The sequence below is a fragment of the Arthrobacter agilis genome, assembly GCF_030816075.1.
In the GTDB taxonomy this organism is placed as follows: Bacteria; Actinomycetota; Actinomycetes; order Actinomycetales; family Micrococcaceae; genus Arthrobacter_D; species Arthrobacter_D agilis_E.
The window spans coordinates 1,683,718-1,702,627 of sequence record NZ_JAUSXO010000001.1; the positions used below are offsets into that span (position 1 = coordinate 1,683,718).

The 18,910-nt window shown below is 63.6% G+C and carries 14 protein-coding genes and 4 pseudogenes; 11 read left to right on the forward strand and 7 right to left on the reverse strand.

The window, feature by feature from the left end; all coding sequences use genetic code 11:
* Nucleotides 1-198: 198 nt before the first annotated feature.
* The 3 genes and pseudogenes from QFZ50_RS07690 (at nt 199) to QFZ50_RS07700 (ending at nt 1,856) form a co-directional block, all read left to right on the forward strand.
* A pseudogene (locus QFZ50_RS07690) lies at nt 199-1,089 on the forward strand (helix-turn-helix transcriptional regulator).
* Between the two features lie 78 nt (nt 1,090-1,167).
* Nucleotides 1,168-1,380 (forward strand): annotated as a pseudogene (locus tag QFZ50_RS07695) (SDR family NAD(P)-dependent oxidoreductase); the annotation flags it as partial.
* 245 nt (nt 1,381-1,625) lie between these two features.
* Nucleotides 1,626-1,856, forward strand: a complete 231-nt coding sequence (locus QFZ50_RS07700; protein WP_307083152.1) for a hypothetical protein — start codon at nt 1,626-1,628, stop codon at nt 1,854-1,856.
* Nucleotides 1,857-1,977: 121 nt separating this feature from the next.
* Here QFZ50_RS07700 and QFZ50_RS07705 read toward each other — a convergent pair whose 3' ends face one another.
* On the reverse strand, nt 1,978-2,574 hold the full coding sequence (locus QFZ50_RS07705; protein ID WP_307083153.1) for a nitroreductase family protein: 597 nt from the start codon (nt 2,572-2,574) through the stop codon (nt 1,978-1,980).
* A 770-nt stretch (nt 2,575-3,344) separates the two neighbouring features.
* Between QFZ50_RS07705 and QFZ50_RS07710 the strand changes: the two genes are divergently transcribed.
* The 4 genes and pseudogenes from QFZ50_RS07710 to QFZ50_RS07725 all read left to right on the forward strand — a co-directional run bounded on the left by QFZ50_RS07710 (nt 3,345) and on the right by QFZ50_RS07725 (nt 7,625).
* The gene (locus QFZ50_RS07710) at nt 3,345-3,593 is read left to right on the forward strand and encodes a BON domain-containing protein (protein ID WP_307083154.1); all 249 of its coding nucleotides are present in this window, start codon (nt 3,345-3,347) and stop codon (nt 3,591-3,593) included.
* A gap of 581 nt (nt 3,594-4,174) precedes the next feature.
* Nucleotides 4,175-5,209: an NAD(P)-dependent alcohol dehydrogenase gene (locus QFZ50_RS07715; protein WP_307083155.1), complete on the forward strand. Its 1,035-nt coding sequence runs from the start codon at nt 4,175-4,177 to the stop codon at nt 5,207-5,209.
* Nucleotides 5,210-5,524: 315 nt separating this feature from the next.
* A pseudogene (locus tag QFZ50_RS07720) lies at nt 5,525-6,685 on the forward strand (glycoside hydrolase family 3 protein); the annotation flags it as partial.
* A 91-nt stretch (nt 6,686-6,776) separates the two neighbouring features.
* The gene (locus QFZ50_RS07725) at nt 6,777-7,625 is read left to right on the forward strand and encodes a glycoside hydrolase family 3 C-terminal domain-containing protein (RefSeq protein WP_307083156.1); all 849 of its coding nucleotides are present in this window, start codon (nt 6,777-6,779) and stop codon (nt 7,623-7,625) included.
* Between the two features lie 26 nt (nt 7,626-7,651).
* On the opposite strand, the gene QFZ50_RS07730 is transcribed toward QFZ50_RS07725, so the two are convergent.
* Nucleotides 7,652-9,115: an MGDG synthase family glycosyltransferase gene (locus QFZ50_RS07730; RefSeq protein ID WP_307083157.1), complete on the reverse strand. Its 1,464-nt coding sequence runs from the start codon at nt 9,113-9,115 to the stop codon at nt 7,652-7,654.
* A gap of 256 nt (nt 9,116-9,371) precedes the next feature.
* On the opposite strand from QFZ50_RS07730, the gene QFZ50_RS07735 reads away from it, so the two are divergent.
* Entirely contained in the window at nt 9,372-9,866 is a 495-nt protein-coding gene (locus tag QFZ50_RS07735; protein ID WP_307083158.1) for a universal stress protein, read from the forward strand.
* A 116-nt stretch (nt 9,867-9,982) separates the two neighbouring features.
* Nucleotides 9,983-10,267, forward strand: coding sequence for a hypothetical protein (locus QFZ50_RS07740; RefSeq protein WP_307083159.1), 285 nt, complete (start codon nt 9,983-9,985; stop codon nt 10,265-10,267).
* A 64-nt stretch (nt 10,268-10,331) separates the two neighbouring features.
* Here the strand turns inward: QFZ50_RS07740 and QFZ50_RS18215 are convergent, their stop codons facing one another.
* From QFZ50_RS18215 to QFZ50_RS07750, 4 genes and pseudogenes are all read right to left on the reverse strand, one after another.
* Nucleotides 10,332-10,589 carry a DUF3060 domain-containing protein gene (locus QFZ50_RS18215; RefSeq protein WP_373462310.1) on the reverse strand — a complete coding sequence of 86 codons (258 nt, stop codon included), beginning with the start codon at nt 10,587-10,589 and terminating at the stop codon, nt 10,332-10,334.
* A pseudogene (locus QFZ50_RS18220) lies at nt 10,475-10,714 on the reverse strand (DUF3060 domain-containing protein); the annotation flags it as partial. The gene QFZ50_RS18215 and the pseudogene QFZ50_RS18220, both read right to left, overlap by 115 nt.
* 747 nt (nt 10,715-11,461) lie before the next feature.
* Nucleotides 11,462-12,598: a lycopene cyclase family protein gene (locus QFZ50_RS07745; RefSeq protein ID WP_307083160.1), complete on the reverse strand. Its 1,137-nt coding sequence runs from the start codon at nt 12,596-12,598 to the stop codon at nt 11,462-11,464.
* Nucleotides 12,599-12,826: 228 nt separating this feature from the next.
* Nucleotides 12,827-15,244: a phosphoketolase family protein gene (locus tag QFZ50_RS07750; RefSeq protein ID WP_307083161.1), complete on the reverse strand. Its 2,418-nt coding sequence runs from the start codon at nt 15,242-15,244 to the stop codon at nt 12,827-12,829.
* Between the two features lie 1,520 nt (nt 15,245-16,764).
* On the opposite strand from QFZ50_RS07750, the gene QFZ50_RS07755 reads away from it, so the two are divergent.
* Nucleotides 16,765-17,280: a DUF1003 domain-containing protein gene (locus QFZ50_RS07755; protein ID WP_307083162.1), complete on the forward strand. Its 516-nt coding sequence runs from the start codon at nt 16,765-16,767 to the stop codon at nt 17,278-17,280.
* Between the two features lie 180 nt (nt 17,281-17,460).
* Here QFZ50_RS07755 and QFZ50_RS07760 read toward each other — a convergent pair whose 3' ends face one another.
* A complete protein-coding gene (locus tag QFZ50_RS07760) occupies nt 17,461-17,772 on the reverse strand; it encodes a hypothetical protein (RefSeq protein WP_307083163.1) in 312 nt (103 codons plus the stop codon).
* Nucleotides 17,773-18,063: 291 nt separating this feature from the next.
* On the opposite strand from QFZ50_RS07760, the gene QFZ50_RS07765 reads away from it, so the two are divergent.
* Nucleotides 18,064-18,816 carry an NADPH-dependent F420 reductase gene (locus tag QFZ50_RS07765; protein ID WP_307083164.1) on the forward strand — a complete coding sequence of 251 codons (753 nt, stop codon included), beginning with the start codon at nt 18,064-18,066 and terminating at the stop codon, nt 18,814-18,816.
* The last annotated feature ends 94 nt before the right edge of the window (nt 18,817-18,910 follow it).

An 18,910-nucleotide genomic window follows, 5' to 3' on the forward strand; every position in this document is an offset into this window, starting at 1 on the left:
TCGAGGAGCACGAAGGCCCCGACCCGCCGGTCCGGGGCCTTCCTGGTGCCTGCCCGCGCCGTCCCGCACGGCGTGGGGTGGCTGCACGCCGCACGGGTAGGGCGTGGCACCACCGTCGCACAGGGGTGGTCTGACGAGCCGTGGATACCTGAGGGTGAACACGATAGACAGAGGGTCCACTTCTGAAGGAGGCACAGCATGATCGATCGTGCGGGACTGGGTTCGTTTCTGCGTCATCGCCGTGAATCGCTCCAGCCAGAGGACGTCGGGCTGATGCGGGGTCAGCGGCGGCGGACCAGCGGACTTCGAAGGGAGGAAGTGGCCGGGCTGTGCCACATGTCGAGCGACTACTACGCCCGCCTCGAACGTGGCACCGGCCCCCACCCCTCCGGCCAGATGATCGCCTCCATCGCCCAGGGGCTTCACCTGACCCTGGGCGAGCGGGATCATCTTTTCCGCCTCGCAGGGCATACCCCGCCTCTGCGCGGCACCGACAGTGAGTTCGTGAGCCCGGGACTGCTACGGATCCTCAACCGGCTCACGGACACTCCCGCAGAGATCATCACCGAGGTCGGGGACACCCTCCGGCAGACACCGCTCGGTCTGGCCCTCTTCGGTGACGCCTCGCAGCGCACGGGTCCGGGGCGGAGTATCGGATAGCGGTGGTTCACCGACCCCACGGCGAGGGAGGCCTACCCGCTCGAGGAACGCGAGCGGCTGTCCCGCGTCTACGCCTCGGGGCTCCGTCAGCTTGTCGCCCTCCGCGGGCCAGGCTCGCGGGCCGCCGACCTCGCCGCGCTCCTCCAGGACAACGCGGACTTCCGCAGCGTCTGGGACACCCAGGAAGTGGGCGTGCAGCCGCCCGAGGTCAAACGCTTCCTCCACCCGACAGTCGGCCGCCTCGATCTGAACTGCCAGACCCTGCTCGATCCGGACCAGTCGCACCGCCTCCTCGTCTACACGGCCGTGCCCGGCAGTGACAGCCACGAGAAACTGCAGCTGCTGACGGTCATCGGCACGGACCCTCACCTCCTAGCCGGCGCCACCCCTCAGCCGCTGTCCGCCGAGCCGTGGATCGACAGGTCCTAGCTACGACACAGCAACCGATGAACCATGAATGAAGGCGCCGATTCCGGCACCCCTGATCCTCGACCGAAGGAATTCCTCATGGCGCGCACCTACGACCCCGTCCTCGACCTGACCGGGACCCTCGCCGTCGTCACCGGAGCGAGCGACGGCATCGGCACGGTCATTGCGACACGACTGGCCGGAGCCGGCGCGGAGGTCATCATGCCCGTCCGCAACCAGGTTAAGGGCGAAGCGGCAGCGCAGCGTATCCGCGCGGCCGTCGACGGCGCCAGGGTCAGCACCCGGTCCTTGGACCTGTCGTCGCTGGAATCCGTCGCGGATCTCGTCACCACCCTCACCGCCGAGGGACGCCCGGGCTTCCAGATGGCCTTGCCGACGTCCGGTCTGCCCGGCCGACTCTTCTGGATGATTCCCCCGCTCTCCCTCGGCGTGGTGGGTGCGCTGCAGGCGCGGCGGGGGGGGCGAAGACAAGAGCCGGCTACACCCCCGAGATCCGTGCTTCGCTGGCTGGCGCGCAAGCCGCATTCGATGCCCGTATGGCAATCGGCGTTTTCCGTGACGTCGCGTTTCACCCTGTTGCCGCGGGGCCGCCAGCAGTACCGTCGACCATTGTCCTGTCGGACGACTCTGCAGCAGTGCTGCCGCAAAGCCTTGCAATCGAGCTGGAGGCACTCGGATGGGAGATTCGCCGTGTCGCAGGCGTGCATCACGATATGCATCTCGAGGCACCGCAGCGGACGATGGACACGATCTCCGACCGCCTCTGACAACACGCCTCCTGCCCAAGCAGCAGAGGCCGCCCGGCGACCCTGCAGCACACCACAGGGAACTGCCCTGCGCGGCGGGTGCCAGCCGTCGCGCATGGGAGTCCCGGCGGTAGTGCGGCGACTAGCTGCGGAGCAGCACCAGTTCGTCCAGCGGAAGGCGCGTGCGGGGGGCGGTCTCCCTCTCCGCGAGCGCTTCGGGGAGCCTGTCCGCCTCGGCGACCGTGCCCACTGCCGTGATGGTCATGGGCTTCATGTTCTCCGGGAGGTCGAATGCCGCGATGATCTTCTCCCACTCGACGCCCGCCATCTGGTGGGTCGAGAGGTTCTCGGCTTCCGCCTGAACGCTGAGGTGGGCCACGGCCTGTCCGAGGTCGTACTCCGCGTAGGGCCGTACGTCCCCCTCGACGCTGGAGGTCTCGGCGATCCCCACGATCAAGGCCGAAGCCGTCTGGGCCCAGGCTGCGTTGAAGCCCACGAGGGCCGAGACGATCGTGTCGAACGTGTGGGTTCCCCGGCGGGCGACGATGAACCGGCGGGGCTGGTTGTTGCTCGCCGACGGCGCCCAGCGTGCTGCCTCGAGCAATGCGTCGAGCTGGGCATCCGAGATCACCGCTTCGGCATCGAAGGACCGCGGACTCCAGCGCCTGGCCAGTTCACTGATGAGGGGGACGCTGGTCTCGGCGGTGCGAAGGGTCGTCAGGGCAGGGCTGAGAGGCATGGAGTACTCCTGTGCTTGATCCGATGTGTCGGCGCATCATCGAGCCTCACTGTGCGACAACGCCGAATCACCCTTCCACATTCCGGCCGCGGGGCTACCCCACGTTGTGCCAACGTCTCGGCCTTTGGGCGTCATAGCCAACTTGGTCCTCACCCCTACCCGCCTACGCCTCTATTTCCGGCACCTCTGGGGGGTGCTCTGCCCGACTTTGACCTAACAAAACATGGGCTATCGGCGGTTTTGTTGTATGCGGGAAATGCGTTCTTCAAGCATAGGCAATGATGCTTCCCGATCATTGTTTCGCGCCCATGGTAGAGCTGTTCCGCCAGATTGGAAGCATCGTTCCTCAGGGGTGACTGGTGTTTCGTGCTGGCCCAACACTGAGGGCAATTGGGAGCAGGCTGTCGACGTTGAGCTTTGCAGAACCGGTAGCGCCACCGCGGCAATCACCCTCACCTCGGAGAAACTTGTTCCCGTCCTTAGATGAGCAGGGCAAGTTCAGCGATGCCCACTTCAGGACCTTCGGCACTGTCAGCAGTCGACCTAAGTTGCGAGAGTGGTTTCAAGCCGCACTTTTTCGCGCATCGACCGAAGGATCTCCGCACGCTCACAACAGAGCAGGTTCGTGGCGACCGCGGAACTGAGTTTGCAGGACAGGTTGAACGTAGGTAATTCCCGGAGTGCACGAGCTCAGTTTGACGGGTGAGGCTATTTGGTACGTCCGCCGCCGTGCCGCCGAATGGGCGGTACTTCATCTACAAGGGGTTCACATGATCGACAACCACATCTCCCTTTCCGACCGGTCCTCGAAAGACGACACCGAAAACCGAATCCGGGACGCACTTGTCCGGAATACACAGGTCGATGCAGACAACGTCAAAGTCCGTGTCATTGGCACGAGAGTGACTCTCAGCGGAGAGGTTCATTCCTGGAGCGAGAAGCAGCAGGCCGGTCGTGCGGCGTGGTCCTCGCCGAACGTAACGGATGTCGAGAACCGCCTGTACGTCGAGTCCTACTAGAGACTCAACCAATCCCCCTTCGATTGAGGCTACGTCACCGACGCGGTGGTGTTGGGTTCATTCCGGGTTGAGTCGCTCGGGTCGATCGAACAGGAACTGATTCTTCTTGCATACTGCGCACACGGTCGGCCGCTGCAGCGACGCAAGATAGCGCTTCCTGGGCTCGCCCGATGACCATTAGCGGTGCGGCCACACCTGCGTCCAACGTAGTCGACGAGAGTGAAGGTTTTGGTCCGGAAGTTCGTGATCGAATCCGGTCGGACAAGTAGCTTTGCAGTCATCGGCTTTTGTTGCTCCGTTGCTTGCTCTCACAGATAGACCGCGACCGGTGCGCGATCACGAAGTCGAACCGATACGTTTTCTGCCATTACTGCACCAACCGGGTTCAGCGCGTGGTCATCTGCCTGCAGTGCGCATGCCTCCGAGAGCCTGCGCGGGAGCTTATGGTCCAGCAAGAAGGACCGGAGCGCCGTCCATGAGCGACGCACCAAGCCTCATGCTCACAGGCTGCTGGGTACCGCCGTCTTCTCGCCGCGATGCCCGCCCGTTTTCTGCCCCTCCCCAACAATCGAAGGATCCACATGAAAGCCCTGCAATACCGAACTATCGGGTCCGCCCCCGAGCTCGTTGACATACCCATGCCTTCCCCGGGGCCAGGCGAGGTATTGCTGCGCGTAACAGCCGCTGGGGTCTGCCACTCGGACTCTTTTATCATGGGTTTGCCTGAGGATCAGTACGTGTACGGCCTACCGTTGACTCTCGGTCATGAGGGGGCTGGCACTGTTGAAGCGCTCGGTGCAGGCGTTACCGGTCTCGACATTGGAGACGCGGTCCTCGTCTACGGCCCGTGGGGTTGCGGTCGTTGCTACCCGTGCTCGAAAGGTGAGGAGAACTACTGCGAGAACGCGGCAGCACGAGGCATCAAACCGCCCGGTCTGGGTGCGCCCGGTGCCATGGCCGAGTATCTGCTCGTCGATGATGCCCGGCACCTGGTGCCGCTTGAAGATCTCGACCCGGTCGTGAGCGTACCCCTGACAGACGCCGGCTTGACGCCCTATCACGCCATCAAGAAATCACTGCCGAAACTTGTTCCCGGTTCAACCGCAGTAGTAATCGGTGTCGGCGGCCTCGGGCATGTTGCCGTACAAATCCTGCGGGCCATCACTTCCTGCACTGTCATCGCTGTTGACGCGGCGGCAGACAAACTTGCCCACGCCCGAGACGTCGGTGCCCACCACACTGTCCCATCCGGTCCGGACGCAGCGGAACAGATTCGGACACTGACCGGCGGCCGGGGAGCCGATGCCGTCTTCGATTTCGTCGGCATTGCTCCCACCACCGAACTCGGATCGCGGACCATCGCGGTCGGTGGTGATGTCGTGATCGTTGGCGTCGGTCCAGGAACTGTCGCTGTCGGCTTTTTTTCAACCCCATGGGAATCTTCCGCTCGAGCACCTTACTGGGGCTCCCGGTCGGAACTGATAGAAGTCATCGAACTTGCCCGGTCGGGCCGGATCACCGTCGATGTCGAACGCTTCTCCCTCGAGCAGGGTCCCGAGGCGTATCGCAGGCTCCACGACGGCACTTTGCGGGGACGAGCCGTCATCGTTCCCTGATCCGGACCTCGTCGTGTGGGGTGCGTCCCGATAGCGCCATCGGGCGGATGATCGCTGATTACCGGCCTGGGAACTACTCGGAGAGATGTAATAATCGTTCAGGTCTGAGGGGATAGTGCCGCTCTTCCGCAGCTAGGTATGCACGGGGTGCAGAATGTGGGCATGACGAGGGCCGCGGGGCGTTGGGTAGCGCGAGCGAGAAACTTGGCGTTGCCGGACACGCGGGTTACGGGCGGCGTGTACGGCGAGGTGGTGCGCGCGGTCCGCGCGGGCGAGCTCGGTGCTGATGACGCCGCGGAGCAACTGATCGCCCGGATGACGGAAGGGGAGATTCTTGGGCTGCTCGACGGTGACTCTCCGCGGCTGTTGCTCCCCTTCATCCCGATACTGCTTGGGCGGCGGCCGTTCGTGGCGGGGGCGGTCCCGCGGCTAGGCATTCCAGGTATTCGGTTCAGCGACGGTGGCCGTGGCGTGGTGATCGGAGCGTCTACCGCCTTCCCGGTGACAGTTGCGCGGGCCGCGACCTGGGATCCGTCGCTGGAGGAACGTGTCGGGCTTGCGATCGGTGTGGAGACGAGGGCGCGGGGAGCGAACTACTCCGCCTCCGTGTGCGTGAACCTGCTTCGCCACCCCGCGTGGGGCCGGGCGCAGGAGTGTTATGGGGAGGATCCGGTACTCACGGGCCGGATGGCATCGGCCCTCACCCGAGGCGTCCGCGTGCACGTCATGGCGTGCGTGAAGCACTTCGCGCTCAACTCGATGGAGAACGAGCGCTTCGAGGTGGATGTGTCGGTCGACGACCACGCCTTGCACGAGGTGTACTTGCCGCACTTCAAAGCCGTCGTGAAAGCTGGCGCGGATTCTGTGATGAGTTCCTACAACCGGGTGCGGGGCGAGTACATGGACGTCAACCGCGCCTTGCTCACTGATGTGCTGCGACAGGAATGGGGCTTTCCGGGGTTCGTGACCAGCGACTGGGTGTTCGGAATCCACGACGCGGTTGCCAGCCTAGAAGCTGGGATGGATGTGGAGATGCCGCTGCGACTGCTGCGTGCACGCGATCTGCCGGCCGCGCTGCACAGTGGCGAGCTAACCCAAGCGACTGTGCTGCGGTCCGCGCGCCGCATCCTGCGCACGTGCCTGCTGCATGCCGCGACCCGGGACGTTGTGAGCCCCACCCCTGACCTCATCGCCTCCCCGGCGCACCGTGCACTCGCCCACCGGGTTGCCGCGGAGTCGATCGTCCTGCTGAAGAATGAAACCGTCGGTGGGGCGCCGCTGTTGCCGCTGGCTCCTACCACCGGACATCTCGCGGTGATCGGACGTCTCGCGGCACGGGCGAATCTCGGCGATCATGGCTCTTCACGCGTTCGGCCCCCCTCCACGGTGTCGCCGCTGCAGGGGCTGCGTGAGGCGCTTCCCCTGGTACGGATCACGACCACCTCCGGTCGGAACGAGCGGGCCGCGGCTGCGCTGGCAGCCGCGGCCGAAATAGCGATCGTCGTCGTCGGGTTGGACCAGCACGACGAGGGCGAATCCGTCGTCACGGGCGGCGTCGACGTGGGCCGTGCTCGGCCGGGCCTTTGGCTCAGGCCCGCTCCGTCAGTCCCTGATCGGTCTCGCGCACGTCGCGTCGCGCTTCGTCCGGGGCGGCGACCGCAGCTCGCTCGACCTGCGCCCCTCCGATGTGCGTCTTATCCATACGGTCGCCGCGGCGAACCCTCGGACCATCGTCGTGCTGATCGGCGGCAGCGCGATCCTCATGGAGGCGTGGCGGGACCGGGTGCCGGCACTCCTTTTGACGTGGTACAGCGGAATGGAGGGCGGCCGTGCCCTCGCGAGCGTGGTGACCGGCAGCGCGGAGCCCGGCGGACGGCTGCCGTTCGTGCTGCCGAAGGACGCCGCGCATCTGCCACCGTTTGATCGTGCGGCGAAGTCCGTCATCTACGACGATATGTGGGGTCAGCGCCGCCTTGACCGGGAGGGACAGGCGCCCGCGTTCCCGTTCGGATTCGGCCTGGGTTACACGACGATCAAGCACCGGCTTCTGGGCCACAGCATTGATGACGCAGGAGGCGCCGCGGACGTACTCGTAACGAACACCGGCAACAGGGAGGGCTCGACTGTCATCCAGGTATACGCCGCAGACGTGTCCCTGCGCAGGCCGGTGGCCCATCTCTTGGGCTTCCGGAAGGTGACACTGGGGCCCGACGCGGAGGCGACCGTGCGGGTAGCACTGGATGCGGGGCCCACCCTTCAGCGCGATCCGATCACACGGCGTTGGTCCGCTCGCGCAGGCGACTGGGCGCTACTCGCCGACCAGCACAGCCCGGTCAGCTGGACGCACGCAATGCGGTTCCGACGCACCGAGGAACCGGTCAATGAGAAAGGTGCCCCCGGCCGCTGGCCGGCCTGAGCACGCAGCGGGGCGTGTCGTGCCGGTTACTCGGACAAGTCGTGAGGGGACGCCGAAAGCCCTTCAATGCGCACAGGCAGCGCGTCGTCGCGCCTCAGCAAGGCGCGGAGGAATCGTCGCGGCTCCCACCGGAGCGAGATGGACGCTTGGCCCCGTCGCAGCACCAGATCCCCGTTGGGTGTCGCGTACCGCTTCTGCAGATCCTTCAGTTCCTTAACTTGCAGCAATGCGATGGTGCTAGCCGCAGCGGAGTCGACCAGACGGACCAGCGAGGAGGGCCCCGTTAGATCCGTCGCTACGACGCGCTGATCGCTCGCTGCGAAAATCGTCCTTTGGGCTGCGCGGGTCACGACGAGAGGACGTGCCGGTCCGCCCAGCAGGCGGGTGAGAACGTTCGCTGCAGCGTCAGGGCGGCCAATTCTCTGCGCCGCCGCCCGCATTCGCTGAAGACGGCCGGGCTCGCGCAGGACCTCGTCAATCTTCCAACCGATCGTCGCTGCGGTGTTGCAACGGACGGCCGCCCCCTGCTCCATCAGGTAGTCACCGTTTCGGATCTCCTGCCCTGGAATCGGGTTCACCAAGACCATGGGCAGCCCTGCAGCCATGCACTCCGACGCCGACAGCCCGCCCGGCTTGCCTACGAACAGGTCGGCACGGTGCAGCAGCTGCGGCATCTCTGCCGTGAACCCGAGCACGCGGTAGCGGTCGCCGGCGGGCGCCACCAGCTGCTCGATGTGCTGCCGCAGCGCGTCGTTGTGTCCGCACACGATCGTGGCGGTGAACGATGAGCGCATGTGCATCGTCTGCCGCACCACCGAGACCGCATCATCGCCGCCGGTTGCGCCCGCCGAGATCAGCAGCATCGGGGGCTCGGTGGCACTGCGTGCGGGCGCGATACAGGGCTGGTGGGTAATGGGAATGCCCGTGGCCGCGACACGATCGGCAGGGAGGCCGAGCGCTGTGAGCTCTACCCTCCCCTCCTCCCTGGCGACGAAGAGGGCGTGGAACGCGCCCGGAAGCCACAGGCCCTGGAAATCGTAGTCCGTCGTCACGACGGCGGTCCTCGCGTCGATGACGCCGCGAAGCAGCAGTGATGCCACCAGCTGGGCTGGCAGGAAATGCGTGCATACGATCGCGGTGGGTCGGAAGCGCTTGATCGCACCGATAACGGGAACAGCGTTCGCCCGTGTCCATGGGTCGATCGGGCCGCGTCGCCGGAACGGCGGGTCGCTCGTGTCGTAGCCCCACTCGACCAGCCAGGGCAAACCCTTGACCAGGACGAAGTAGCCCTTTCCGAGCAGTGTTCGGTACAGCAGGCTACTTACCTGCAGTACATCGAGCACCTGCACGTCGGAGACCTCGGGGCGCGCCGCGCACGCCTGCTGCACCGCGGCAGCGGCGCTGTTATGCCCCGAGCCCACCCCTGCGGACAGGATCAGGATGCGTTCCCCTCCGGGGAGGTCGCGGTCGCGCGTTGACGTCCTATCCATGATCAGAGGCTAGCGGGCCGTGTCCCTTGGCGGACGAGGGACTGGCCGTGCTCCCCCCACTGCCTTGATGATGTGCGGATCGGCAAAGGGAAAAGACAGCAGCTCCTGCGGGCGCGCACCGCTCGACGCTGCGCCGGCATGATCAACCCGCCCATAGTGAGACGATTCCACCTGCCTGAAAGGCCTTTTGGCCCTGTCTGGTTGCACTTGCCTCCGCGACCATCGGAAGAGCACTCTCCTGCGATGGTAAGGACCAATGATGAAGAACTTTCCCGCAGCACATGAACGTGTGGTCGTCGTCGGCGTTGATGGGTCACTCTCATCAGTCACCGCACTACAGCTGGCTGCCCAGTTCGTCCCAGCAGCAGGGGATGTGATTCATGCGGTAGCAGCCTGGCACTACCCCCTCGCTTTCGGGCTGTACGCCCCCACCGGGTGGAACCCCCAGGATCAGGCCGAAGAAGTCCTCGACCGGGCTCTGGCAATTGCTTTTCACGACGAGGCACCCTGCAGAGTCGAGCGGCTGGTCCTGCAGGGGCCACCGGCCGAGATACTCATCGAGAAGAGCAAATCTGCTTCGTTGGTAGTTGTTGGTTCGCGTGGACATGGCGGTTTCGCTGGCCTCCTTCTCGGTTCGGTCAGCTCCGCTATCGCCGAACGATCAGCATGCCCTGTCCTGATCTCCCACGGAGCGCTGCAACTCTCCCACGACGCATCGACAGTCACGCCAGCGGCGGAATCGCTAGCGTGAGGACCTGCGCGAGCCCCCGAACGCAGCCCTGCCCCTGACGGCAGCTCCCACCGGAGTGCAGGCATGATGTCTTCCGTTGCTCACCTTCCACCGCGCCGGTAGTAGCCGCATCCCGCGTGATCCACGAATATCTGGTGCAGGTTGAAGGACACCTGGCCCTGGCCCTTCGAGTATCCGGTTCGATTGAGGTAGGGAATTCAATGGCCCGTCTGAAGACAGCATCAGAGCCGGTACGCCACCCAAGGTCGGCCAGGGGGCAGGCTTTCCATGATGCCTCCGAGGACATCATCGACGATGCCGTCATTTACAAAGTTGTCTTCGGTGCCTGGGCTGTTCTTGTGCTCTACCCACTTACCCGATCAGGACTTCAGCGCATCTGGAAGTGGATTACCCGTCTTTGACGAGCGACCTTGCCGGACCTGCGTCGGCACGACATGAGAAGGTTCTGGGACCACGGTCAGTACATCAGGCGGCGGAGACCGAGTTGTTCCCTTCGGTCTCAATGACGGGGTCGCCGTTCTCGTAGATGATCGTGGTCTCGTCCCCTGCGACGTCGATAGCGCTTGCTTCACCAACCTCGATGGTGTTGTTGTCTCTCCGTCGACACTCACCTCCGGGACCGAACCTGTGGTGGCGGTATTGCGGTCGCCTTCGACATCGAGCGTCTGGGTGCTGCCGCCAGTTACGGTGTTCCGGTTTCCATCGACCTCGATGTCCGCGCAGTCATCTGTGACTGTCAGTTCCACGGTGTCGGTCTCGAGGTCGATGTCTCCGCCGCTGGTGCATTCGCCAGTGGCAGGCTCGTCCGAGCGGGTGATGCTGTGCTCGGCGCCCGCTACCAAGGACACGTTGGCTGAGCCGGCGCCGACCGAGGCCGACCCGACGAGGCGCCTCCTGCCTGCCCGGGCGCGGTCACCGACGGCGTGGCATCAGGCGAGCTCAAGGCCGGAGCGGCCGCCCCTGCCGGGTCGGATGCCGAGGGAGACTTCGCCTCGGTGGTTGTGGCTGGCGCGGACGATGCGGTGCTGCTCTCACGGGGGGCGTTCTGTCGTCCGGACCCGAACCCGTTGAGCACCCCGCAAGGACAATGGCGGCGCCGAAGCGAACAGTCCTACAGGGGCGAGGATCTGACTCTTTGATACCTCATTCTCTCCCTGGCTACTTCCAAACGTATCGATGGTCCGTAACGCCACTAGACACCCGACAAGGCGTGCCAGGGTGCGCGCCTAGTCCCCGCAAAGACACCCATCAACCGGCGCTATCAACACATCGAGTGGTGGGCAAGCTGCTGCGAGAAGGTTCCGCAGTGCCTGACGCACCCGGCATGTCCGCTCACAACCGTCGCACTGTGTAGGGCGGAAGAGGCACTCCCAATCGGTCGCGGACGCCTGGCGGGATCGCTGATGGCGCGAGCCCCTTGTCGGCGGTTTGACCAAGGACTGACCACCGCCTGCCTGGATCCACCGACATCGGTTGAAGGACCGATAGTCATTGACACATCCGGGTCGGCAGGGCATTCCCAAGCCACGCCCCTTCTGCGTTTCCGCCTTTTCAATGCTTGAGGGGTGCTGGCTTCTCCAGGAAGTCGTGCTGGGTCAGATCCAGAGCCGCGGGTGGAGGAGCAAGGTGACCGGCATGGAGCCGAGTAGGCCGCGTTCTTGCTCAAGGGTCGTTTGTTCGTCCAGGAAATCGAGGACGAGATCGGCGTCACCGGCCGCGAACGCGGCTTTCATGAAGGAGACTGCGTCCTGGGGACTGTGCTTCCACATTCTCAGGACAGGTTTGTCGTACCAATGGAAACGGCGGGACGGCCGGGGAGCGTCCGGTGATCCGGTGGAGGCAAGCGAGGCTGCGATGGATTCGGTTTGGCGAAGAATGCGGGTGAGACCGTAGCCCGTCGTGGCTTTGATGACTCCGGAAGGGGTTCCGATGTACATATGGCGACGGTGAGGGGCGGGTGGGTGGATTCCCAGGGGGATGAAACCCCGTTCGAGGGACAAGAGGGAAAACTCGGTCACGCCCCACACCTCGCCCAGGTAGGCCGATGTCGCCTCTTCGAAGGAGAATCCCGGATCTATATGCCCGTTGGGCAGAATCCGGGTTACTTCTACGAAGGCTTCCCTGGCCGAGATCGGCAGGACGCAGTGGAAGTGCACGGGAGTTTTCTCGCCCGACCGGAAATCGATGAAGGTAGCCACCGACGGGTCGAACGATGGCTGGGGAGTGCGTATCCGTCGGATTTCGCCCGACATGAGCAATGGTGCCTTGACTCCGAGCGGGTAGAAAGTGCTGTCGAAGCAGTAGGGCGCTCGGAATGGCTGGCCATCGCTGAGTGTGACTTCTACAAAGTCCTTGTGACTGCGTACACGTGAGATGTTGGCGTCAAGGCGCGTGATGTGGCTATTGGCGTCGATGACCTTATCGAGGCACCGAAAGACGGTTCGTGACGAGGTGAGGCACAGGCTGTGGTGCTTGAGCGGCAGGACCCGTCGGGCAGGTTCTGCGTCGACTGCGATGCTTTTGAATGTGGCTGCGGGTGCCAGAGGCAAAGGAAAATCTCCATCGTGCCAGTAGATCAGCGAACGGTGTTCATACTGGTTCCGGGCACCGTCGATGAGGAGGATCCTGGTTCCAGCCAGCTGTGGTTTCCGACTGAGGAAGTAGGCGAGGCTACGCCCTGCAATGCCTCCCCCGGCAATGATGACGTCGTACGTTTGTACTGGATCGGCCATGAGTGATGTACGTTCCTTCCGCGTCGGGTCGTGCGGCTGCTGTCGAGAACGACAGCCGCTCGACGCATCCGTGCTGAGTGGGTCAGTGCCGGTCGTTGTGTCGGCCCCACACAACAGGCCGGAATCGTCTTCAGCCCGACGAGTCTCTTCATGAGGGACACGGTGGCTTCTGGCCCACGACGTTCCTACGTATCGGGAGTTGATTTAGACGGCAGCGCCGGGCGCTGCTCATCCGCTTCCCTTCACGGCTTCCGCACCAAGGGATGCTGTCCACTGCCAGTTCATGATGTCGGGCATGTCTTCTCCATGGACGCGGATGAACTGGTGGTGTTCGATGAGCTTGTTTCGGAGCTCTTCCCGTACGTGTGCCGAGGTGTTGGCGAGGCGTGGGATGTGGTCGAGGGCGTTGATGGCGAGGGTGTATCGGTCGATGCCGTTGAGCACGCACATGTCGAACGGTGTGGTGGTGGTTCCTTCCTCCCGGTACCCGTGGACGTGGAAGTTGTCGTGATTGGTGTGTCGGTAGGTGAGGCGGTGAATGAGCCAGGGGTACCCGTGGTAGGCGAAGATGACCGGCTTATCCGTGGTGAACAGGGCGTCGAAGTCCTCTCCAGAGAGACCATGAGAGTGCTGGCTCCGGTCCTGGAGGCGCATTAGGTCAACGACGTTGATGACCCGGATCTTCAGGTCGGGGAAGCGCGTTCGCAGGATTTCGACGGCGGCGAGGGTCTCCATGGTGGGCACGTCCCCGGCGCACGCCATGACGATGTCCGGTTCAGCATCTACGTCGGTACTGGCCCAGTCCCAGATGCTGATGCCCTTGGTGCAGTGAATGGCGGCCTGCTCCATGGTCAGGTACTGCAGTGCGGGTTGCTTACCGGCAACGATGACGTTGACGTATTGGCGGCTGCGCAGACAGTGATCGGTGACGGAGAGCAGCGTGTTGGCATCCGCCGGAAGATAGACGCGGGTCACGTCGGCTTTTTTGACGACGTGATCAATGAATCCCGGGTCCTGGTGGGAGAGCCCGTTGTTGTCCTGCCGCCACACGTGGGAGGTCAGTAGGTAGTTCAGGGATGCGACCGGTTTCCGCCAGGGGATGGTGTTGGTGGTGGTCAGCCATTTGGCGTGCTGGTTGACCATCGAGTCGACGAGGTGGGCGAACGCTTCGTAGCAGGAGAACAGTCCGTGGCGTCCGGAGAGCAGGTAACCTTCGAGCCAGCCCTGGCAGGTGTGTTCGGAGAGGATCTCCATGACACGCCCGTCGCGAGCAAGATGGTCGTCCTCGGCGAGGGTTCGAGCGTTCCAGGTGCGGTTGGTTGCTTCCAGAATTGCGCCGAGACGGTTTGAGTTGTTCTCATCGGGGGAGAAAACACGGAAGCTGTCCATGTTGGAGGCCATCACGTCCCGCAGGAACGTGCCCAGTACCTTGGTGGATTCGACCGCGCCGGTACCCGGCGCGGCCACGGGTACCGCGTAGTTGTGGAAGTCGGGCAGCTGCAGGTCCCGAAGCAGGACGCCCCCGTTCGCGTGGGGGTTGGCGCTCATGCGCCTCTCCCCCACCGGATGCAAAGTGCGGATCGCGTCGACAGGAGCGCCGGTCGCGTCAAAAAGTTCCTCCGGGTGGTAACTGCGCGTCCACTGCTCAAGGACAGCCCGATGACCGTCGTTCTCGCGGGCACGGGTGAAAGGCACCTGGTGCGATCGCCAGCTGCCCTCGACCTTCAGGCCGTCGACTTCAGCAGGACCCGTCCATCCCTTCGGGGATCGCAGGACGATCATCGGCCACCGTGGCCTTTCCGTCACCCCGTTCTCCCGTGCCTGGCGGGTAATGTCCTGGATTGCATCGAGGCAGGCGTCGAGGACGCGGGCGAAGTCTTGGTGCATCTGCTCCGGATCGGACCCTTCCACGTAATAGGGGGTGTGTCCGTATCCGCGCAGGAGTGCGTCGAGTTCGTCCCTGTCGATCCGGTCCAGGACGGTGGGGTTGGCGATTTTGAATCCATTGAGGTGCAGGATGGGCAGTACAGTGCCGTCCCGAGCGGGGTCGACAAACTTATTGGAGTGCCAACTCGCAGCCAGCGGGCCGGTCTCTGCCTCGCCGTCTCCGATGATGGCGGCGACGACGAGGTCCGGGTTGTCGAACGCTGCACCGTAGGCGTGCGAAAGTGCATATCCAAGCTCTCCACCTTCATGGATCGAGCCAGGGGTCTGCGGTGCAACATGGCTGGGAATGCCGCCCGGAAAGGAGAACTGGCGGAAAAGCCGCTTCATGCCGTCGTGGTCCTGAGTGATGTCGGGGTACGTTTCGCTGTAGGTGCCCTCAAGCCAGCCGGCTGCCACCGGACCTGGACCACCGTGGCCCGGGCCCATGATGTACATCATGTTCAGATCGCGTTTCATGATGACCCGATTGAGGTGGGCGTAGATGAAGTTCAGGCCCGGCGTCGTCCCCCAGTGGCCCAGGAGCCGTGGCTTGATGTGTTCAGGGCGCAGCGGCTCGCGCAGCAGAGGGTTATCCATTAGATAGATCTGTCCGACCGAGAGATAGTTCGCTGCCCGCCACCATGCATGAATGCGCTCCAACTCGATCGCATCAAGAACAGGTTCCGCCGCGAGATCGCGAACAGTGTTGAGAACACTCATAAGTTTTCATCCAGTGGTCGAAGGCATAGGGCTGAGGCTAGAACCACCTTCGTTGCTGTGCCCGCCTGCAGACAGGGTCATTGGTCCTACATCACCGATGTTCAGTCTGAGCTTCCTCAAGCAGAGGCTCAGCACACTACGGAAGCAGCGCAAAGGTGACGACATCCTCGGACACGACCACGCTGAGCGGAGGATGAGGCATCTTGAAACGAACTGCCCGCGGGAACGTTCACCTGGCCGTAGCGGCCACCCACAGCCAGTGCCGGTATCCCCGCGCCCCTGAAGAGTGGTTTCACAGTGTGTTCGGGGGTCAAGGGCCGGGTTGGCCCGGGAACGAGTGAAAACGATACCTAGAGGGCGCCAGCGCGTCTGCTCAGACAACCGGGCCGTACCGGCGGAGGGCTCTGACACGTCATCAACACTTCCCACGGGTGCCTGTCCTCGCCGTGCGACGAAGCGGTGCGCATCGAACGTCGACCCATCGTGTTGCGATCCCTGGTGATCAGCCGCTGTAGATGAAGTCTGGTCAAAACGTTGCCCATGGTCTGCGCCTCCAGATACAGGACAGCGGCGAGATCCGAGCGACTGACCAGGTCACCTACTGACAGGGCTTAAAGCGCTGCAGCACCTACCGCGGTGACAGCGAGGTTTTGAGCTGACGATTCTCATGATGTTCATTCAATAGTGCGCCAGCGCCCACGACAGGGCTGGTCGGCCACTGAACGGTACCCACACGCACCCTTTCCCCACTCTGACGGTCGTGGCGTACTCCACCACCCATGTAGTGGCCAAAGACCCTAGCGGGTCGCCGACGCGAGAGGGACCATCAAAAAGAGCCAGAGCCAGAGCCAGAGCCAGAGCCAGAGCTGTGCGGTACGGAGCACCAAGGAAGGATCACCTGTGAGCACAAGACATCCCCGCCGTCCCATCGATTCCCTCCTGGGATCAGCATCACTGCCGCTCCCGAAAGTGAAGAGCCCCGCTTTTCCTCGTCCTGCGCACTACTTGTTCCCTGACCAGGACGGTCAAGGTCGTGGTGAAAGCAACCGCGTCAGGTCTTCATTGGAACGGCGAGGCGAGCGTCGCCGGGAGACGGAACGAAAAATTGCCCTGCATATTGCGACCTACCGACGGACACGGTTCGCGGACTCTGATGAGTGACACTAGCCCGCCTCCTTCACCCCCGGCATCGGCCCGAACAGTCCCACATCCTCTACCCCAGCCACTGCTGACCACCACAAAAGGCTGTGGACAGATCACTGATACGGGCGAGCCAGATCAGCGTCGGGCGATCGACTTGTACTGGGCGAATGACCCTGAGCAGATGCGTACCGTCCAACCACTCCACAGCGTGACCACAGGCAAAAAGCGCACAAGCACAAAACGCGCGCAGCCCAACGCCGCGACAGGGCGCGTGAGTGATACACGACCGGGGGCGCGCGTCCTGAAAGGCCAGGTCCCTACGCCTGGCGCCATCCTGGGCGGAACCGTTAGTTACACCTTCAACCTCGTTTCGGCAGGTGAAAACCATCCGTAACGCGAAAACCCCCGCACAGAATCTCGTGCCGAAGCATCCGACGTGGCTCTCGGTGCATTTCGAGGGCCTGACCGTCGGGCAGCGAGCCGCGGACGTGCTGCGCAATGGCATGGGAAGTTGGGCGTTCATCGCCGTCCTGGTCTCGCTGATGCTCGTGTGGGCGCTGATGAACACCATGATTCTCACCAATGATGCCTGGGACCCCTACCCTTACATCCTGCTCAACCTCGGACTGTCGATGCTCGCCGGGCTGCAGGGGGCCATCCTCCTCATCGCAGCGAAACGGCAGGATGGGATCAGCGCCGCTATGGCGCTGCACGACTTCCAAACCGACACCGCAGCCAAGCAGGAAATCGACCGCCTCATCCAACTCAGCGAGCAGCAGCTGGCCATCATCCTGGAACTCCGTGACCACCTTCGAGCCGGCCACGTCGCTGAACCTGCAGCTACCCTGGAGGACCCGGTACCGGCCGGATCTGCGCAGGAGGAGCTGGCGTAGAAAGGCAGGGCGCTGACCTGCGCTTTTTCGTCCGGACGAAAACAGGCGAGGGCTCAGTGACGCTGACAGGGTTCTGCGAAGAGACACGGACGAACGGCGACCTGACCTTGCCTGCCACGGGGCGGGCTGAGGGCGCTGGTACCCGGTCAGGAAGTGGTGACGGCGCGGGTCGGGTGAGGGTCACTGGTCGAGGGCCTCTCTATGAGGATCCAGTCCCGGTTCATCGGAGCGAAGGGCGGCAGCACGCGAGCGCACCTGAGGTGACGGCGACTTTGTGGAGTGCGGCGATTGGCTTCGCACGGCTTTCAGAAAGAGCATGTCCTCCTTGGACAGCCAGTACTCACCGTGCTCGTCCAGATGCAGAACCTGCCCCGCACCTGCTGCGACTTGGTTGACGTACGTCCGGGGCAGCACCATCGTGCCGGGGTTCTGCAGCAGCCATCGCTGCACCGTGGTATCGAGTGTTGCCCACAAAGTGCTGATGCTGGTCATGAAGCGCGTCCTTTTCATCGGAAAGCCACGATGGTCACCATCCCCGGATGACACGCACCTCAGGTCCTCTTCCCATCCAAATTTCCATCCAAACGGGCACCCACGCCATACGGGTAGGGCACAACGTCCCGAAGTGTTGGACCCAGCTATCAGCACGGGCAGTACGAGGGCGGACAGGGCGCGGTGTCAGAGGCACTCGGGCAAGCCTTGGCGAGCCGGGCGCGGTGAAAGATGCGAAGTCAGGACCTAAGACACCTCCAATCAGGACTGCCTGCCTCCTACGGTGAGCTCATGTTGCACCAGTGGATCGCGGTCGCCCTGCCGGGCGGACTTCTCGAACGACAAACACAGATGAACTCCGTCACGATCATCGGAACCGGGCCGATAGCTCACGGATTAGCGGTGAGGATGCTCCATGCCCGCTGCGAGGTGACAATCATGGGCGACGATCAAAAGGTGCAGGCACTGGTGAGTGTGCTGGGAACAGAGGCCCGCGGCGCGCACTACGGCAGCCCGATCGAAGGCACGATCATCATGCTGGCCCTCTCCTACCCGGACATCGAACCGTTCGTCCTGAAGTACGGGCCCCAGCTGAGGGGGAAAATCGTCGTTGATGTCAGCAACCCCGTGGATACTGCCAGTTTCGACCGGATGCTGGTCCCGCCGGGTCACTCAGCCGCCGAGCATCTCTCCGGGCTCCTAGGCGATCAGACGCCTGTCGTGAAGGCGTTCAACACCATTCCCGCCGCCGCGTTGCAAGCCGGCACGGTCGGTGGACTCCCCCTGGATGTTTTCATTGCCGGCGACTCCGATGGTGCGAAAGCAGCTGTCGGTCGGCTTGCGGCTTCAGCTGGTATGCACCCCATCGACTGTGGACCTCTTCGTCGTGCGCGTGAGCTCGAAGGGATCATGCTCATCATTCTTGGTCTTCAAGCCCGTGCAACCGATGCCTCTTGCACGGGGGCCGCCCTGAAGTTGCTGCCAAACCTGTGCCCAGCAGCCCGCCATAGCGCGCCGCTACCTGTGAGCGGCGTCCTAGGGTGAGAAACGGAAACAGATTGGTCCTTCGGCGTGCAGCGGGTGCCCGGGACGATCAACGCATCACTGTGGCCAGCGGTCCGCCATCGTCGATCCAGCA

Bases quoted from the DNA above. Each gene is read 5' to 3' on its own strand.
- QFZ50_RS07700 (WP_307083152.1), top strand. From the start codon at position 1,626: ATGGCAATCGGCGTTTTCCGTGACGTCGCGTTTCACCCTGTTGCCGCG.
- QFZ50_RS07705 (WP_307083153.1), bottom strand. From the start codon at position 2,574: ATGCCTCTCAGCCCTGCCCTGACGACCCTTCGCACCGCCGAGACCAGC.
- QFZ50_RS07710 (WP_307083154.1), top strand. From the start codon at position 3,345: ATGATCGACAACCACATCTCCCTTTCCGACCGGTCCTCGAAAGACGAC.
- QFZ50_RS07715 (WP_307083155.1), top strand. From the start codon at position 4,175: ATGAAAGCCCTGCAATACCGAACTATCGGGTCCGCCCCCGAGCTCGTT.
- QFZ50_RS07730 (WP_307083157.1), bottom strand. From the start codon at position 9,115: ATGGATAGGACGTCAACGCGCGACCGCGACCTCCCCGGAGGGGAACGC.
- QFZ50_RS07735 (WP_307083158.1), top strand. From the start codon at position 9,372: ATGATGAAGAACTTTCCCGCAGCACATGAACGTGTGGTCGTCGTCGGC.
- QFZ50_RS07745 (WP_307083160.1), bottom strand. From the start codon at position 12,598: ATGGCCGATCCAGTACAAACGTACGACGTCATCATTGCCGGGGGAGGC.
- QFZ50_RS07750 (WP_307083161.1), bottom strand. From the start codon at position 15,244: ATGAGTGTTCTCAACACTGTTCGCGATCTCGCGGCGGAACCTGTTCTT.
- QFZ50_RS07760 (WP_307083163.1), bottom strand. From the start codon at position 17,772: ATGACCAGCATCAGCACTTTGTGGGCAACACTCGATACCACGGTGCAG.
- QFZ50_RS07765 (WP_307083164.1), top strand. From the start codon at position 18,064: ATGTTGCACCAGTGGATCGCGGTCGCCCTGCCGGGCGGACTTCTCGAA.